The 15,892-nt window shown below is 67.6% G+C and carries 16 protein-coding genes; 11 read left to right on the forward strand and 5 right to left on the reverse strand.

The annotated features are described in order from the left end of the window. The first annotated feature begins 75 nt into the window (after positions 1-75). From ssb to M8A51_RS05805, 4 genes are all read left to right on the forward strand, one after another. On the forward strand, positions 76-579 hold the full coding sequence (ssb, locus tag M8A51_RS05790; protein ID WP_251777232.1) for a single-stranded DNA-binding protein: 504 nt from the start codon (positions 76-78) through the stop codon (positions 577-579). A 150-nt stretch (positions 580-729) separates the two neighbouring features. Then, positions 730-1,149 (forward strand): methyl-accepting chemotaxis protein, encoded by a 420-nt coding sequence (locus M8A51_RS26700; protein WP_407062208.1) that lies wholly within the window; start codon positions 730-732, stop codon positions 1,147-1,149. 91 nt (positions 1,150-1,240) lie between these two features. Next, positions 1,241-2,443, forward strand: coding sequence for a maltoporin (locus tag M8A51_RS05800; RefSeq protein ID WP_251777233.1), 1,203 nt, complete (start codon positions 1,241-1,243; stop codon positions 2,441-2,443). Positions 2,444-2,588: 145 nt separating this feature from the next. After that, positions 2,589-3,587, forward strand: a complete 999-nt coding sequence (locus tag M8A51_RS05805) for a glucokinase (RefSeq protein WP_251777234.1) — start codon at positions 2,589-2,591, stop codon at positions 3,585-3,587. A gap of 12 nt (positions 3,588-3,599) precedes the next feature. Here the strand turns inward: M8A51_RS05805 and M8A51_RS05810 are convergent, their stop codons facing one another. Further along, on the reverse strand, positions 3,600-6,743 hold the full coding sequence (locus M8A51_RS05810) for an efflux RND transporter permease subunit (protein ID WP_251777235.1): 3,144 nt from the start codon (positions 6,741-6,743) through the stop codon (positions 3,600-3,602). 16 nt (positions 6,744-6,759) lie between these two features. Further along, positions 6,760-7,797 (reverse strand): efflux RND transporter periplasmic adaptor subunit, encoded by a 1,038-nt coding sequence (locus M8A51_RS05815; RefSeq protein ID WP_251777236.1) that lies wholly within the window; start codon positions 7,795-7,797, stop codon positions 6,760-6,762. A 295-nt stretch (positions 7,798-8,092) separates the two neighbouring features. On the opposite strand from M8A51_RS05815, the gene M8A51_RS05820 reads away from it, so the two are divergent. Further along, positions 8,093-8,473 carry a cupin domain-containing protein gene (locus tag M8A51_RS05820; protein WP_251777237.1) on the forward strand — a complete coding sequence of 127 codons (381 nt, stop codon included), beginning with the start codon at positions 8,093-8,095 and terminating at the stop codon, positions 8,471-8,473. An 87-nt stretch (positions 8,474-8,560) separates the two neighbouring features. After that, a complete protein-coding gene (locus M8A51_RS05825; RefSeq protein ID WP_251777238.1) occupies positions 8,561-9,145 on the forward strand; it encodes a CAP domain-containing protein in 585 nt (194 codons plus the stop codon). 25 nt (positions 9,146-9,170) lie between these two features. On the opposite strand, the gene mnmA is transcribed toward M8A51_RS05825, so the two are convergent. Next, complete coding sequence (mnmA, locus tag M8A51_RS05830; protein ID WP_251777239.1) at positions 9,171-10,271, reverse strand: tRNA 2-thiouridine(34) synthase MnmA; 1,101 nt, start codon at positions 10,269-10,271, stop codon at positions 9,171-9,173. Beyond that, the gene (locus M8A51_RS05835) at positions 10,268-10,762 is read right to left on the reverse strand and encodes an NUDIX hydrolase (protein ID WP_251777240.1); all 495 of its coding nucleotides are present in this window, start codon (positions 10,760-10,762) and stop codon (positions 10,268-10,270) included. Before M8A51_RS05835 ends, mnmA begins: the two co-directional genes overlap by 4 nt. A gap of 212 nt (positions 10,763-10,974) precedes the next feature. On the opposite strand from M8A51_RS05835, the gene M8A51_RS05840 reads away from it, so the two are divergent. From M8A51_RS05840 to M8A51_RS05860, 5 genes are all read left to right on the forward strand, one after another. After that, a complete protein-coding gene (locus tag M8A51_RS05840; protein WP_251777241.1) occupies positions 10,975-11,784 on the forward strand; it encodes a TIGR04325 family methyltransferase in 810 nt (269 codons plus the stop codon). Between the two features lie 176 nt (positions 11,785-11,960). After that, positions 11,961-13,076: a Re/Si-specific NAD(P)(+) transhydrogenase subunit alpha gene (locus M8A51_RS05845; RefSeq protein WP_251777242.1), complete on the forward strand. Its 1,116-nt coding sequence runs from the start codon at positions 11,961-11,963 to the stop codon at positions 13,074-13,076. Further along, the gene (gene panD / locus M8A51_RS05850) at positions 13,073-13,435 is read left to right on the forward strand and encodes an aspartate 1-decarboxylase (protein ID WP_251777243.1); all 363 of its coding nucleotides are present in this window, start codon (positions 13,073-13,075) and stop codon (positions 13,433-13,435) included. Before M8A51_RS05845 ends, panD begins: the two co-directional genes overlap by 4 nt. A gap of 20 nt (positions 13,436-13,455) precedes the next feature. Beyond that, entirely contained in the window at positions 13,456-13,770 is a 315-nt protein-coding gene (locus tag M8A51_RS05855) for an NAD(P) transhydrogenase subunit alpha (protein ID WP_251777244.1), read from the forward strand. Next, complete coding sequence (locus M8A51_RS05860) at positions 13,771-15,201, forward strand: NAD(P)(+) transhydrogenase (Re/Si-specific) subunit beta (protein WP_251777245.1); 1,431 nt, start codon at positions 13,771-13,773, stop codon at positions 15,199-15,201. 69 nt (positions 15,202-15,270) lie between these two features. On the opposite strand, the gene M8A51_RS05865 is transcribed toward M8A51_RS05860, so the two are convergent. Next, positions 15,271-15,636, reverse strand: coding sequence for a hypothetical protein (locus tag M8A51_RS05865; protein ID WP_251777246.1), 366 nt, complete (start codon positions 15,634-15,636; stop codon positions 15,271-15,273). Between the last annotated feature and the right edge of the window lie 256 nt (positions 15,637-15,892).

Raw genomic sequence — 15,892 nt, forward strand, 5'->3', positions numbered from 1 at the left:
AAGGTCCACGCCGGAGCATCGGAGATAATGCCGCATTCCCTACCGAACCCAACACGACACCAGGAGCCGGGCACCATGGCCTCTATCAACAAAGTCATCCTGATCGGCAACCTCGGCCGCGACCCGGAAGTGCGCTACTCCCCCAACGGCGCTGCCATCTGCAACGTCACGATCGCCACCTCGCGCAACTGGAAGGACAAGAATTCCGGCGAGCGCATGGAAGAGACCGAGTGGCACCGCGTGGTGTTCTACGACCGCCTGGCCGAGATCGCCGGCGAATACCTGAAGAAGGGCCGCCCGGTCTACGTCGAAGGCCGCCTGAAGACCCGCAAGTGGCAGGACAAGGACGGCGTCGACAAGTACACCACCGAGATCATCGCCGACCAGATGCAGATGCTCGGCGGCCGTGAAGGCATGGGCGGCGACGACACGGGGGGCGGCGGCGGTTACAGCCGCGACAGCGAAGGCGCGGGCGGCGGCCGCGGCGAGCGTGCGGCGCCCGCACCCCGTCCGGCGCCGAAACCGGCGCCCAAGGCGTCGACCGGCTTCGACGATATGGACGACGACATCCCGTTCTGACCCTACGCATCCCGGTTCGGTGAGGCCGGGCGTCGCCGGGCCCAACGGGCCCCGGCCGGCACGGCGGTCGGCGAGATCGCCAGCGGACAGCAGGACCTGTGGCCGCGCAGCGAAGCAGCCGCTTCCAGCCTGCAGCAGACGTCCGCATCGATGCAGCAGTTCACCGCCGCCGTGCGCGACAACAGCCGTTCGGCGCGCGGGGCCCATGCGCTGGCGTCCACCACCGCACAGGCGGCAAATCGCGGCGGCGCTGTCGTGGCCCAGGGGGTCAGCAGCATGGGCGACATCGCTGCCTCACCCGGGCGAATTGCCGACATCACGGGCGTGATCGACGCCATTGCCTTGCAGACCTACCTCCTCGCGCTGGACGCCGCGGTGGAAGCGGCTCGCGCCGGAGAGCAGGGCCGGGGTTCGTCTGGTGGCCGACCCGGAGCAGGCGCCGTCGCCTTTACCGATTCAGCCGGCACGCCGTTTGCCATGCCGGCCCCCGGTTGTCGAGACGGTTTGACCCTGAGCCTGGGTTTGTCTCATTTGTTTGACATTCGTATTAACGATAAGTTAAAGATTTAAAGACTCCTTAAAGAATTCGGCCCGGAGTCGGCGTAGCAGCGCCGGCTCCTTGAACCGTTCATCCCCATAGGAAGCTTGAGGAGTCTTAACAATGTCTAAACGTCTTCATTCCCGCACGGTGCTCGGCACCGTCGCCATCGCTGCGGCCACCATTTGCGGTTCGGCCTCCGCACTCGACAGCAACGGCTACTTCCGCGCCGGGCCGGGTGCCACCAAGAAGAACGCCGCGCGCGCCTGCTACGGCCTGAACGGCCCGGGGCTCAAGTACCGCCTGGGCAACGAATGCGACTTCTACGGCGAGTTCTTTCTCAGCGAGAAATTCGATCTCGAGGGGGTGGAGACCAAGGTGCAGTTCACGCCCAACCTGTGGAATGGCGGCACCGACAGCAACGACGCCAAGCTGGGGTTGGCCGAGATGTTCGTCGAAGGCAAGGGCTTCGACATCGCGCCGGACGCCTCGTTCTGGATCGGCAAGCGCTATTACGCCCGGGCCGACGTCCACATCGTCGACACCTTTTTCACGCAGCAGGACGGCGTGGGTGCCGGCGTGAAGGGCATCGCGATGGGCCCCGGCAAACTGGCGGTGGCCTATTTCCGCGACGACGACGGCGATGACGACACCGCCGGCGACCAGCCGGGCAACCGCCTCAGCGCGGAGTTCTACGACGTGGCAGCCAACCCGGGTGGCAAGCTGCGCTTCGTCGGCACGTTGACCGACGGCACCTACACCGGCGGCAAGAACGGTGTCGCGCTGACCGCGCAGCACACCCAGGACAACCTGTTCGGCCTGGGAGGCAACAACAACCTGTGGCTGCAGTACGCGCAGGGCTCGGCCAACCTGAACACCGGCTTCGGCAATCTGGGCGCGGGCTCGGGCACCAAGGGCTGGCGTGTGGTCGAAGCACTGAGCTGGCAGGTGGGGCGTTTCGGTGGCCAGGCAATGGCGCTGTGGCAGCAGGACCGCGACGACGACGGCAACAAGAGCAACAGCATCTCGGTCGGCGGCCGCGCCTCGTATGCCTTCACCAAGCACTTCAAACTGGTGTCCGAACTGGGCTATTCGCAGAAGAAGCCCGACGGGGGCGAGACGCAGAAGCTCACGAAGTTCACGCTGGCGCCCACGCTGTCGACCGGCTCGGGCTTCTGGAGTCGCCCCGAACTGCGCCTGTACGTGACGACGGCCAAGTGGAACGCAGCGGCCAACGCCGCGGCGGGCGAGAACGGCTTGACCGGCATCGGGGACGGACGCACGCGCGGCACGAGCTACGGCGCGCAGGTCGAAATCTGGTGGTAAGGTGAGCCGGCCCGGCCGAGCCGCGGGTCGGCCGGGCATGAATGCTGCACGTGGTGCGGTGGCTTGCCGTACCGGCGGGCCGGCCTCGCGGGGCGACCTTCCTGCCCCGGCCCGGGTTCGGCCCGGCTACTCGACGACCCTCGACATGAACGCACACACCTATCCGCGGCTGGTCGGCGACATCGGCGGCACCAATGCCCGTTTCGCCTGGATCGATCGCCCGGGCGCGCCCGTGGACGACGCGGCCACCTACCCCGCTGCCGGGACGCCGACGCTGATCGAGGCCATGAAACGCTACCTCGCCGACCAGCGCAAGCCGCCGCCGCGCTGGTGCGCCATCGGCATCGCCAACCCGGTGGTCGGGGACCGGGTGCAGATGACCAACCACCACTGGTCGTTCTCGATTTCGCAGGTCAAGCGCGAGCTCGGCGCGCAGCGCTTCCTGGTCATCAACGACTTCACCGCGCTGGCACTGTCGCTGCCGCTGCTCGGTCCCGACGAATTGCATCAGATCGGCACCGGCCAGCCGGTCGCTCATGCGCCGTGCGGGCTCGTCGGCCCGGGCACCGGCTTGGGCGTGTCAGGGCTGCTGCCGGCCTTGGCAGGCCGGGACCTGATCCCGATCAACGGCGAAGGCGGGCATGTCAGCCTGCCGGCGGCGAACGATCGCGAAGCCGCCGTCATCGCCGAACTGCGCGGGCACTTCGGGCATGTGTCGGCAGAGCGGGCGGTGTCGGGCCCGGGGCTGGTCAACCTGTACCTGTCGCTGTGCGTGCTCGACCGCGTGGAGCCGCGCACGCTGGATGCCGCGGCGATCGCCCACGACGCAGTGGAGGCCACCGATCCGCAATGCGTCGAGGCGTTGACGCTGTTCTGCGCCTTCCTCGGCTGCGTGGCCGGCAACCTGGCGCTCACGCTGGGCGCGCGCGGTGGCGTTTACATCGGCGGTGGCATCGTGCCGAAGCTGGGCGACTGGTTCGAGCGCTCGCCGTTTCGCGAGCGCTTTGAAAGCAAGGGACGCTTTGGCAATTACCTGCGGCCGATTCCGACCTACGTCGTGCGGGCGGCCGCGCCGGCGCTGCTGGGGGCGGCGCACGCGCTCGACGCGCTGCCCGACGAGCCGGCGCTCGCGCACGCTGCCTGAGCGCGGACCGCGCTACGCGGCAGTACGCCGCCGCCAGAACGCCAGCCGGTCGCGCCAGCGCCGCTTGCGCTCGCGCATGAACGCGAGATACAGCAACGGCACCACGTACAGCGTCAGCAACGTCGAGAACGCCAGGCCCCAGACGATGCTGGCCGCAACCGGCCCCCACAGCAGGCTCTTGCCGCCCAGTCCGGTGGCCAGCGCGAACAGGCCGCCGATCGTGGTGGTGGTCGTGATGAGGATCGGCACCACGCGCCGGCGCGCCGCCCAGACCACCGCATGCAGCGTGCTCATGCCGTGCGCGCGCCGGTCGTTGGCGGCGTCGATCAGCACGATGGCCGCGTTCACGGCGATGCCGGTCAGCGCGATCACGCCGTACATCGTGAACAGCGACAGCGGGTTCTGCGTGAGCGCCAGGCCGAAGGTCACGCCGGTGAAGGCGAGCGGCACCGTGACGAGGATCATCAGCGGCTGCCAGTAGCTGATGAACTGCGCTGCCAGGATCAGGAAGATGAGGCCGACACCGAGCGCGAACAGCATGCCCATCGCATCCAGGCTCTCCTGGATGTCTTCCAGCTCGCCGGAGAACTCCAGGTCGATGCCCGGGTACTGCGCGCTCATCGACTTCCAGGCTTCCTGCACGCGTTGGTTGGCCTGCTGTGTGTTGAGCGCCTCGGGGTTGTCCTTCGGGTCGTCGAGGTTGGCCTCGACGGCGATGGTGCGGCGCAGGTTGTAGTGGCGGATGAAGCCCTTGCCTTCCTCGACGCTGGACTGCATCAATGCATTGAGCCGCGTGACCTGGCCGTTGGGCAGCGTCAGCGGCTCGTTCAGCAGCGTGGCCGGGTCGTCGCGCAGTTCGTCCCGGGCACGCACCCGCACTTCGATCTTGTTGCCCTCTTCGCGCGTGAAGGCCACCACCTCGCCGTCGACCAGGATGCGCACCAGCCGTGACAGCTGCGCAGCGTCGAGCCCCGCCTTGCGCACCGCGTCGTAGTCGAAGTTGAGCAGCAGCTTGGGTCGGCCGGGCACGTCGTCGTCGGTCACGTCCTTGGTGCCGGGCACCTTGGCGACCACTTGCTTCAGCGCGTCGGTGGCACGACGCAATTGCTCGTAGTCGTCGCCGCGCACCTTCACGTTGATCGGCTTGGCCTTCGGGGGCCCGCCCGACAGCATCGTGAAGCTCTTGCGGCCGGGACCCGGCAGCGCCTCGATCTCGGCACGCATCGATTCGACGATGTCGGCCACCTCGCGGCCGTCCTTGCCGCGCGGGTTCAGCGACACCGACACCTGCCCATACGGATCGCCGTAGACCGGCTCGGTCTCGGTGAACTTCAGGCCGGCGATCGACACCACCGAGCGCGGCTCGCCTTCGCGCAGATGCTTGCGCACGGCGCGCTCGACCGCTTCGGTCTCGGTCAGGGTCTGTTCCAGCGTCGCCTGCGACGGCATGTCGACGTTGACGTAGTAGATGCGCATCGGGTCGAATGCAAAAAACTGCACCTGCACCAGCCCGGTGACGAACAGCGCCACCGCGCCGGCCACCAGGGCGGCGGCGATCACGCCCGACCACGCGGCCCGGCGCAGCACCATGGCCAGCGTCTTGCCGTACCACAGGCGGATCTTGCGGTTGAATTCGTTGCGCCACTGTTGCGAGCGTGCGTTGTGGTCGATCTTCAGCCGGATCGCGCCCACGTGCGTGGGCAGCATCCAGAACGCCTCGACCAGGCTGATCAGCAGCGCCATGGTCACGACGAAGGGAATCACGAACATGAACTTGCCGACGATGCCGGGCAGCAGCATCAGCGGCAGAAAGGCGGCCATGGTGGTCGCCACCGACGACACCACCGGCGCGAACACTTCGCGCACTCCTTCGATTGCGCTTTCGATCACATCGGCGCCGCGCTGCACGCGGTAGTAGATCGCCTCGACGACCACCACCGCGTCGTCCACCAGCATGCCGAGTGCGATCACGATGCCCAGCAACACCGAGATGTTCAGCGTGTGGCCGAAGCTGTTGAGGATGATCATCGTGCCGGCCAGCGAGAACGGGATGCCCAGGGCGATGAGCACGCCGATGCGCCAGCCGAGGAACAGCCAGCAGATGAGCAGCACCGAGATCAAGCCGAAGATCGCATTCGACTCCATCACGCCGATCGCCTCGCGCGTGGGCACGGTCTGGTCGTCGCTGAGCACCAGCGTCAGCCCGCTCGCGGCCAACGTGCGGTTGCGTTCGTCGATGTAGCCGCGCAGCCGCTCCACCAGGTCGAGCGTGTTGGCGCGGGCCTTCTTCGTCACCGCGAGGCTGATGGCCGGCCGGCCTTCCATGCTGGCGTACTGGCTGGCCGGCTCGCGTGCGCGTTCGATGCGTGCGACGTCGCCCAGCCGCGTGCTAACGCCCGGCTGGTTGCGGCTCAGGATCGGAATGCCGGCCAGGCGCTCGGGATCGGTCGCGATGCCCTGTGCGGTCACCGACCAGGCGCCGCCGCGCGTCTTCAGCGTGCCGGCCGAGGTGTCGCGGAACACGCTGCGCACCGCATCGGCGACGTCGGTGGCGCTCAAGCCGCGTGCGGCCAGTGCGGCCGTGTCCGGTGTGATCAGGAGCTCCGGGTCGCGCAGGCCCGAGGCATAGACCTGGTCGACACCGGTCAGGCGCTCCAGATCGAGCTTGATCTGCCGGCCCGTCTCGCGCAGCGTTTCGTCGTCGGCCTGGCCGAGCAGCATCATCGCCGCGGTCGGGAAGCCGTTGGACGTGGTGATCTCGAGGATCAGCGGGTCTTCGGCCTCGCTGGGCAGTTCGGTGTTGGACTTGTTCTGCACTTCGCGGCGCAGATCGTTGATGCGCTTGTCGAACGTCGCGGGCGAGATCTCACGAAAGCGCACCAGGATGCTGGAGACGTTCTCGCGGCTGGTCGAGACCACGAAACGCAAGTCGGCCACGCCCTTGATGCCGTCTTCCAGCGGGTTTGTGACGAGGCGTTCGATGTCCTCGGCCGAGGCGCCGGGCAGCACGGTGGTGATGCCGACCCAGTTGAAGTTGATCTCCGGGTCTTGCGCCCGGGGCATCGTGAGGTAGCTGATCACGCCGAGGACCAGCACCACCGCGAAGGTGACGTTGGCGAGCGGGTGGTTGCGGATCAGCGCGCGCAGCAGCTTCATGGTGGCTCCTGCGGTGTCAGCGCGTCACGCTGACCGGTTGCCCGTCGCGCAGCGCCGCCTGGCCGCCGACGACCACCTGCGTGCCGGCCGCCAGCGGGGCCGGTGCGGCACGACCTTCCTGAGCCTCGGGCAGCGGCACGAACTTGGCGCGGCCGCTCTCGACGACAAAGACGCCCAGCCGGCGCTCGCGCTGCACCAGGATCGAAGCCGGCACGTGCGGGCGCTGCTCGGCCCAGCGGAGTTGCCCGGCGCTGCCGACGACCACCGGCTGCGCGGGTGCCAGGCGGACTTCGACGGTGCGCGCCGGGGCGGTCACGGTGGCCGAGGTGCGCAGCAGCTTCAACGGGACCACCTGGCCGCTGCCGACGAACTCCAGCCGCGTGCTCGCATTGACGCTCGGCACGTCGGCCGGCGCAACCTGTGCGCTCACTTCGGCAGCGTCGGTCTGGGTCAGCACGTACAGCGGCGTGCCGGCCGCCACGAACTCGCCCGTCTGAGCCAGCCGCTCCTTCACGCTGGCGGCGAACGGCGCCGTGATGCGCGTCTTCGCAAGCGAACGTTCGGCCGCGGAGAGTTGTGCGCGGTTCGAGACCAGCTCGGTACGCAGCAACTGGACTTCGGTTTCGCGGCTGTTGAGTGCCTCTTGCGAAAAGAAGCCTTGCGCGACAAGTTCTCGGGCTCGCTGCAACTGCGACTCGGCCAGCTTCAGCCGCGCCTGGCTGGCATCGACCGCCGCACGGGCCTGGTCGCGCGTGAGCCGATAGTCGGTGGCCTCGAGTTCGACCAGCAGCGCCCCGCGTGCCACCTTGCCGCCGGTGTCCGCGGTCCAGCGCACGACACGTCCGGCCACCTCGGCGGACAGCCGGGCCTCGTTGCGCGCGACGATGGAAGCGGGCGCCTCGCGCAGCGGGTGGATCGCCAGCTGCTCGAAGGCCTGCACCTTCACGGCAGCGGCGTCGGGTGCCGATGCCGCGGGGACGGCGGGCGTTTGGGACCAGGCGAATGCGGGCAGCAGCGCAGCAGCGGCCAGGGCGGTGGCAAGGCGATGTCTCATGAGGGCTCTCGGAAAAAAGCCGGTCGCGGCCGGGCGGCACGCAGGCATCACAACAGGGCACCCTCAGTGCAGTCGCGGTACAACTGTGGCCTGCGGCATGGCGGCGCCCGGGCCTCCGGACAGGGACTGTTCTTGTCGCCGGCGCCGGAGTCGAAAGGGCCGGCGCCAGGGCTGTTTTGTTGGCGATGCACGCGCTCGTCACGCGCGACACGGTCTGGCAAGCCCCGCAATCTATCACTTGTGTATTAAGACGCGGCGGGCGATGCTCGGGCGCATACGAATTTCCGGAGGTCGCATGCAGATGAAAGCCGTTGCTCCCGCCCAGGTCGCCGCCGCGCTCGACGAACACTGGTCCCCGCGTGTCGTCGGCGAAGTCGACGATGTGTACGTCAAGGTCGCCAAGGTGCAGGGCACGCTGGCGTGGCACAGCCATGAGCACGAGGACGAGCTGTTCTACATCCTCAAGGGTCGGCTGCGCATCGAGATGGAGCAGGGCCACGTCGAGCTGCGCGAGGGCGAGATGTTCGTGGTGCCCAAGGGCGTGCGCCACAACCCGGTGGCCGACGAGGAGTGCCAGCTGCTGCTGATCGAACGCAAGTCGACGCTCCACACCGGCGACACCGTGACGGCCAAGACCCGCTCGATCGACGAGCAACTGCGGCCGGTGTCGAAGTGATCGCACGGGCGGTCCGGGCTGGTATCTCCCGGTCACCTGTATTGGTTGCGTATCGGCGATGCTGACGGGAAACAACGGAGCGGTTCGATGAAACCAGATACGGCGCGTCGCTGGGTGACGGCGATGGCATTGACGGCGGCGATGGCCGCGTGCGGCGGCGGTTCCGGCAACGATGAAACGAGCGACGACACGGCCAGCCCCAACGACGACGGCAGCCCGTCGGCCGGCGCGGACATCGCGTGCGGCCTGCCCGACTTTCAGGCCGAAGCGCTGCGGCTGATCAACCAGCGGCGCGCCGCCGGCGCCAGTTGCGGGACGCGAGGCAGCTTTGCGCCCACCACGGCGTTGACCTGGGACCCGAAGCTGGCACAAGCCGCCTACGGCCACGCGCTGGACATGGCGAACCACGACTATTTCTCGCACACGGGCCGCAACGGCAGCACGCTCGGGCAACGTGTCAGTGCCGCCGGCTACACCTGGTCAGCGGTGGCCGAGAATATCGCGGCAGGCACCCGCAGCGTATCGGCCACGGTCGACGGGTGGATGGGCAGCGATGGACATTGCGCCAATTTGATGAGTCCGGGCTATCGCCACGCGGGCCTGGCCTGCGCCTTGAACACCGGCAGCACCTACGGGCGCTACTGGGTGCTGAACCTCGCCGCCCCCCGTTGAGGCCAAGACCTGCCTGTACGGTGTTTCAAGCTTCGCTGCCGGCGATCACCCCGCCGCCCAGGCAGACCTCGCCGTCATACAGCACGGCCGATTGCCCCGGGGTGACGGCCCATTGCGCAGCGTCGAAGCACAGCGAGAAGCCATCGCCGGTGCCCGGCGTCAGCGTACAGGCGGCGTCTTCCTGCCGGTAGCGTGTCTTGGCCGCGAGGGCGCCCACTGCAGGCGCCGCGCCACCCACCCAGCTGGCGTCGTCGGCAGTCAAGGTGTGCGCCAGCAGCCAGGGATGATCGTGGCCCTGAACCACGTAGAGCGTGTTGTGCTCGATGTCCTTGCGCGCCACGAACCACGGGTCGTGGTCGCCGCCGCCGCGTGGCGCGCCCCTTTCCTTCAGCCCGCCGATGCCGATGCCCTTGCGCTGCCCCAGCGTGTAGAACGACAGCCCGACGTGCTCGCCGATGGTGCGGCCGCGGTCGTCCATGATGGGGCCCGGCCGGTTTGCGAGATAGCGATTCAGGAACTCGCGGAACGGCCGTTCGCCGATGAAGCAGATACCGGTCGAGTCCTTCTTCTTCGCGTTGGGCAGCCCGATCTCGGCGGCGATGCGCCGCACCTCGGTCTTGTGCAGTTCGCCGACCGGAAACAGCGTCGTCGACAGTTGTGACTGGTTCAACCGGTGCAGGAAGTAGCTCTGGTCCTTGGACGGATCCAGCCCCTTCAACAGCTGGAAGCGGCCGCCGGACTCGCGCACCCGGGCGTAGTGACCCGTCGCGATCTTGCCTGCGCCCAGCCGCATCGCGTGGTCGAGAAAGGCCTTGAACTTGATCTCGGCGTTGCACAGGATGTCGGGGTTGGGGGTGCGCCCGGCCTGGTATTCGCGCAGGAACTCGGCGAACACGCGGTCCTTGTACTCGGCCGCGAAGTTGACGTGCTCGACGTCGATGCCGAGGACGTCGGCCACCGACGCGGCGTCGAGCCAATCCTGTCGCGACGAGCAGTACTCGTTGTCGTCGTCGTCTTCCCAGTTTTTCATGAAGATGCCGACCACCTCGTAGCCCTGCTGCTTGAGCAGCCACGCGGAGACGGCGGAATCGACGCCGCCGCTCAGGCCCACCACCACGCGGGTCATGGTGTCTTGATCTCCGGGTCGAACACGGTGGCGTGGGTCGTCACCAGTTCGAGCGGATACTTCTTGCCGGCCAGATGGTCTTCCAGGCAGCGCAGCACCAGCGGGCTGCGGTGGCGATCCGCCGACGCGCGGATCTCCTCCGGCGTCAGCCACAGGGTGCGCACGATGCCTTCGTCGAGCACCCAGCCCGGCGCCGGGTCGCTCACGGTGCCGCCATAGGCGAAACGCACATAGGTCACGTCTTCGTGGGTCGCCGGGCGATGGAAGCGCGACAGGTACACGCCGACCACGTGGGTGGGCTTGAACACGCAGCCGGTTTCCTCCAGCGCTTCGCGTGCGGCGCCCTGCTCGGGCGATTCGCCCGGGTCCAGGTGGCCGGCCGGATTGTTCAGCCGCAGGCCTTCGGAGGTGTGCTCCTCGACCAGCAGGTAACGGCCGTCGCGCTCGATGATGGCCGCGACGGTGACGCTCGGTTTCCAACGTTCTTCCATGGCGGGCAGTTTATGGCAAGGCCGACAAGTCCCTTGCGTGCGCGCGTTGTGGTGAGCGTGCTTGCGTTCGGGCCGCACGACATGCTGGCGTGCCTGCGCACGCCCCCTGATTCGGGGATGTCAGCGTGCGCCAACTTTCAGATGATCCGTCTGTTCAAAGGACAGGGTCGCTGCCGACCTCCGCAGCTGACCGTCGAACGGGAGGGTCTACCATGCAATGGCTGCACACACTGCATCAGGCGGTCGATCGGTTGGCAATGACACCGGGGATCCGTCAGCTGGGTCGCCGCCGTCACGCACGGCGCTTCCTGCGCAACACCGACGAAAACCTCTTCCTTGGCGTTTTCGACAGTTTCGACGCGGCGGCCGCCGCCGCACCGCGCACCGGCAAGCTGGGCTACGACAACGACGACTCGGCCAACCTGCCCTACACGAGCGCCATCGCGCCACGCGACTACCCGGCCATGTTCTGGCTCGGCAAGTCCTTCACCGAGGGTCTGCACAGCGTGTTCGACCTGGGCGGGCACATCGGCGTCAAGTACTACGCCTTTCGACGTGCGCTGAGCTACCCGGCCGCCCTGCGCTGGACGGTCTGCGACGTGCCCGCGGTCGTCGCGCGCGGTCGCGAGCTGGCGCTGGCTCGCGCCCCGGAGGGCCGGCTGCTGTTCACGAGCGACCACCACGCTGCCACAGACCACGAGGTGCTGTTCGCGTCCGGCAGCCTGCAATATCTCCCGTTCACGCTGGCCGAACTGCTGCAGCGGCTGCCCCGGCTGCCCAGGCGCCTGGTCATCAACGGCACGCCCATCCACGAGTCGCGCGCCTTCTTCACGCTCAACAGCATCGGCTGCGCGTTCTGCCCGTACCGGGTGCAGGCACGCGAGACGTTCGTGTCCGACATCCTTGCGTTGGGCTACGCCAAGCGTGACGACTGGGAAAACACCGCCAAGGCCCTGACGCTGCCCTTCCAGGCCGGGTACGATGTGCCGCACTATTCGGGCTTCTGCTTCGACCTGCCTTGACTGATCGCGACAGCGAGCGGCGTGGCACGGAACAGGCTTGTCGCTTCCGGGATAGCTGTCAATCCGCTGAAAGTTGAAACTCGGTTACTGGGACCGCCCCGTAAGCTTGTGTAAGCTGCCGGGCGGTTCAATCAGTCGACCGTGAACGTTCACGGATACCACCTTAGGAGGGCTACATGCTCATAGGCGTACCGCTGGAGACGCTGGCGGGGGAGACCCGCGTGGCCGTCACGCCCGAGACGGCAAAAAAACTCAAGGCGCAAGGCCACACGGTGCGGGTGCAGTCCGGCGCCGGCGTCGCTGCTTCGGCACCCGACGAGGCCTACACGGCGGTCGGGGCCGAAATCACCGACCGGGCCGGCGCGTTTGGCGGTGAGCTGGTGCTGAAGGTGCGTCCCCCGCAGCCCGACGAGATGGCACTGATGAAGCCGGGCACCACGGTGGTCGGGATGCTCAATCCCTTCGATGCCGAAGGCCTGCAGCGGCTGGCCGCGGCGGGCTTGACCAGCTTCGCGCTCGAAGCGGCACCGCGCACCACGCGCGCGCAGAGCATGGACGTGCTCAGCTCGCAGGCCAACATCGCGGGCTACAAGGCGGTGATGATCGCGGCCGACCGCTACCAGCGCTTCTTCCCGATGCTGATGACGGCGGCGGGCACGGTGAAGGCCGCGCGGGTCGTGATCCTGGGCGTCGGCGTCGCCGGCCTGCAGGCCATCGCCACCGCGAAGCGCCTGGGTGCCGTGATCGAGGCGTCCGACGTACGGCCCTCGGTGAAGGAGCAGGTCGAATCGCTCGGCGCCAAGTTCATCGAGGTGCCGTACGAGACGCCCGAAGAGAAGGAGGCGGCCGAGGGCGTGGGCGGCTATGCGCGCCCGATGCCGCAGAGCTGGCTGGACCGCCAGAAGGCAGAGGTCGCCAAGCGCGTGGCCCAGGCCGACATCGTGATCACCACTGCGCTGATTCCCGGGCGGCCGGCACCGGTGCTGGTGACCGAAGAGATGGTCCGCAGCATGAAGCCCGGCTCGGTGATCGTCGACCTGGCCGCACCGCAAGGCGGCAACTGCCCATTGACCGATCCCGGCAAGACCGTCGTCAAGCACGGCATCACGCTGGTCGGCGAGACCAACCTGCCAGCGCTGGTGGCGGCCGACGCCTCGGCGCTGTACGCCCGCAACGTGCTCGACTTCCTGAAGCTCCTGATCACGAAAGAAGGCGCGTTGGCCGTCAACCTCGAAGACGACATCGTGGCCGCTTGCCGCATGACGCAGGACGGGCAGGTGACGCGCAAATGAACCGCATGATGCTGCGCGCGAAGCTGCACCGCGCGACCGTGACCGAGGCAGACCTTCACTACGAAGGCTCCTGCGGCATCGACGAAGACCTGCTCGACGCTGCCGACATGCGCGAATTCGAGCAGATCGAGCTCTACAACATTCACAACGGCGAGCGCTTCTCGACTTACATCATCAAGGCCCCGCGCGGTTCCGGCGCGATCTCGCTGAACGGCGCCGCGGCGCGCAAGGCGCATGTCGGCGACCTGCTGATCATCTGCACCTACGCGCCGATAAGCGAAGACCACGCGCGCGACCACAAGCCCAAGGTGGTGCTGCTCGACGAGCGCAACCGCATCAAAGAAATCCGCAAATTCTGAGGATCTGAGGAGCTCAATCGATGGAAACCATCAGCCCGGTGATCGTCAACCTGATCATCTTCGTGCTCGCCATCTACGTGGGCTACCACGTGGTCTGGACCGTCACACCCGCCTTGCACACGCCCTTGATGGCGGTGACCAACGCGATCTCGGCGATCGTGATCGTCGGCGCGATGCTTGCGGCGGCGCTCACCGAAACCACGCTCGGCAAGAGCATGGGCACGCTGGCGGTCGCGCTGGCAGCGGTGAACGTCTTCGGCGGCTTCCTCGTCACGAGGCGCATGCTGGAGATGTTCCGCAAAAAGGACAAGAAATCCACCGGGGAGGGCAAGTAAATGGAGCTCAGCCTCAACGTCGTGACGCTGCTGTACCTGGTGGCGTCGGTCTGCTTCATCCAGGCGCTCAAGGGCCTGTCCCACCCCACCACGTCGATCCGCGGCAACCTCTTCGGCATGGTCGGCATGGCGATCGCCATCCTGACCACTGCCGCGCTGATCGTGAAGCTGAGCGGCCAGGCGGCCGCCGGCATGGGCTACGTGCTCGCGGGCCTGGTGATCGGCGGCGGCGTCGGCGCCGTGATGGCCAAGCGCGTCGAGATGACCAAGATGCCGGAACTGGTGGCTTTCATGCACAGCATGATCGGCCTGGCGGCGGTGTTCATCGCGATCGCGGCCGTGGCCGAGCCGTGGGCCTTCGGCATCACCGGCGTGGGCGAGCCGATCCCGGCGGGCAACCGGCTCGAGCTGTTCCTGGGGGCGGCCATCGGCGCGATCACCTTCAGCGGTTCGGTCATCGCCTTCGGCAAGCTGTCGGGCAAGTACAAGTTCCGTCTGTTCCAGGGGGCGCCGGTGGTTTTCGGCGGCCAGCACCTGCTGAACCTGGTGCTCGGCCTCGCGACCGTCGCGCTGGGCCTGGCGTTCATGTTCACCGGGAACTGGACCGCCTTCTTTGCGATGCTGGCCCTGAGCTTCATCCTCGGCGTGCTGATCATCATTCCGATCGGCGGGGCCGACATGCCGGTCGTGGTGTCCATGCTCAACAGCTACTCGGGCTGGGCGGCGGCCGGCATCGGCTTCTCGCTGAACAACAGCATGCTCATCATCGCCGGCTCGCTGGTGGGCTCGTCGGGCGCGATCCTGAGCTACATCATGTGCCGTGCGATGAACCGCTCGTTCTTCAACGTGATCCTGGGCGGCTTCGGCGGCGACACCTCGGCGGCGGCCGGCGGGTCGCAGGAGCAGCGCCCGGTCAAGAGCGGCAGCGCGGACGACGCGGCCTTCATCCTCGGCAATGCCGAAACGGTGGTCATCGTGCCCGGCTACGGCCTGGCGGTGGCTCGCGCCCAGCATGCCGTGAAGGAACTCGCCGAGAAGCTCACGCACAAGGGCATCACGGTCAAGTATGCGATCCACCCGGTGGCCGGCCGCATGCCAGGCCACATGAACGTGCTGCTGGCCGAGGCCGAAGTGCCGTACGACCAGGTCTTCGAGATGGAAGACATCAACGGCGAGTTCGGCCAGGCCGACGTGGCGATCATCCTGGGTGCCAACGACGTGGTGAACCCTGCGGCGCAGGTCAAGGGCAGCCCGATCTACGGCATGCCGATCCTCGAGGCCTACAAGGCCAAGACCGTGATCGTCAACAAGCGCTCGATGGCGGCGGGCTACGCGGGCCTGGACAATGAACTGTTCTACATGGACAAGACCATGATGGTCTTCGGCGATGCCAAGAAGGTCGTCGAGGACATGGTCAAGGCGGTCGAGTAGCCGCACCCGGCTCGCGATCGACCGGGCGGCCCGCGGGCCGCCCGGGTCTTGGGTGGCGTCGCTGGGCGCTCAACGCGTCGGGTTGGCCGGGGCCGTCTGACCCTCGATCTGGATGGCGCCGGCCTCCGGGTCTGTGGGTTCGGTCATGTTCCCGGGGTCCACCCGGCGCGGTGCCTGGCGCAACGTCGGGTCGGCGGCGCGGCCGAGGTCGTCATACGGCCGTTGCTCCTCCGGGGACGACCCCGGGCTCGCATCCCGTGGGGCTGCGCCGGGTTCGCCGGCGGGTCGCGCCATCGGCGAGGTCGGCTGGACGGAGCCGCTGTTCGACCCGGGCAGCGTGGCGCCGTCGCCGGCGTTTTGCGCGCTCGCCACACCGAAGGCGGCAACGCCGGCAAGCACGATCGCAATATTGCGTAGCAGATGCAGTGGTCTCATGTCTCGCTCCTTGTGGACTGCGCCGGGCACGGACGACACCCGGTCGGTCCGTCGATATTGGACGCGGTGCTTTCAGCAGGGCTTTTCGTGGCGCGACAGCCGTAACGCTGCTCATGTCAGGCGAATGCCGACCCGTGTCGGAACGGCGGCCGCTGCCGAGCAGCGGTCGTCGGCCCGTGACGCCTCAGCTGTAGGACAACGCCCCATCGGGACGCAGAGAACCGGTACATCTGCACACGCAGCCGCCCCGCATGTC

The organism is Caldimonas mangrovi (genome assembly GCF_023721835.1).
Taxonomy (GTDB): domain Bacteria; phylum Pseudomonadota; class Gammaproteobacteria; order Burkholderiales; family Burkholderiaceae_C; genus Caldimonas; species Caldimonas mangrovi.

What these genes read in the sequence shown, in the direction of transcription:
- ssb (WP_251777232.1), top strand. Translation starts at nt 76, where the DNA reads ATGGCCTCTATCAACAAAGTCATCCTGATCGGCAACCTCGGCCGCGAC.
- M8A51_RS26700 (WP_407062208.1), top strand. Translation starts at nt 730, where the DNA reads ATGCAGCAGTTCACCGCCGCCGTGCGCGACAACAGCCGTTCGGCGCGC.
- M8A51_RS05800 (WP_251777233.1), top strand. Translation starts at nt 1,241, where the DNA reads ATGTCTAAACGTCTTCATTCCCGCACGGTGCTCGGCACCGTCGCCATC.
- M8A51_RS05805 (WP_251777234.1), top strand. Translation starts at nt 2,589, where the DNA reads ATGAACGCACACACCTATCCGCGGCTGGTCGGCGACATCGGCGGCACC.
- M8A51_RS05810 (WP_251777235.1), bottom strand. Translation starts at nt 6,743, where the DNA reads ATGAAGCTGCTGCGCGCGCTGATCCGCAACCACCCGCTCGCCAACGTC.
- M8A51_RS05815 (WP_251777236.1), bottom strand. Translation starts at nt 7,797, where the DNA reads ATGAGACATCGCCTTGCCACCGCCCTGGCCGCTGCTGCGCTGCTGCCC.
- M8A51_RS05820 (WP_251777237.1), top strand. Translation starts at nt 8,093, where the DNA reads ATGCAGATGAAAGCCGTTGCTCCCGCCCAGGTCGCCGCCGCGCTCGAC.
- M8A51_RS05825 (WP_251777238.1), top strand. Translation starts at nt 8,561, where the DNA reads ATGAAACCAGATACGGCGCGTCGCTGGGTGACGGCGATGGCATTGACG.
- mnmA (WP_251777239.1), bottom strand. Translation starts at nt 10,271, where the DNA reads ATGACCCGCGTGGTGGTGGGCCTGAGCGGCGGCGTCGATTCCGCCGTC.
- M8A51_RS05835 (WP_251777240.1), bottom strand. Translation starts at nt 10,762, where the DNA reads ATGGAAGAACGTTGGAAACCGAGCGTCACCGTCGCGGCCATCATCGAG.
- M8A51_RS05840 (WP_251777241.1), top strand. Translation starts at nt 10,975, where the DNA reads ATGCAATGGCTGCACACACTGCATCAGGCGGTCGATCGGTTGGCAATG.
- M8A51_RS05845 (WP_251777242.1), top strand. Translation starts at nt 11,961, where the DNA reads ATGCTCATAGGCGTACCGCTGGAGACGCTGGCGGGGGAGACCCGCGTG.
- panD (WP_251777243.1), top strand. Translation starts at nt 13,073, where the DNA reads ATGAACCGCATGATGCTGCGCGCGAAGCTGCACCGCGCGACCGTGACC.
- M8A51_RS05855 (WP_251777244.1), top strand. Translation starts at nt 13,456, where the DNA reads ATGGAAACCATCAGCCCGGTGATCGTCAACCTGATCATCTTCGTGCTC.
- M8A51_RS05860 (WP_251777245.1), top strand. Translation starts at nt 13,771, where the DNA reads ATGGAGCTCAGCCTCAACGTCGTGACGCTGCTGTACCTGGTGGCGTCG.
- M8A51_RS05865 (WP_251777246.1), bottom strand. Translation starts at nt 15,636, where the DNA reads ATGAGACCACTGCATCTGCTACGCAATATTGCGATCGTGCTTGCCGGC.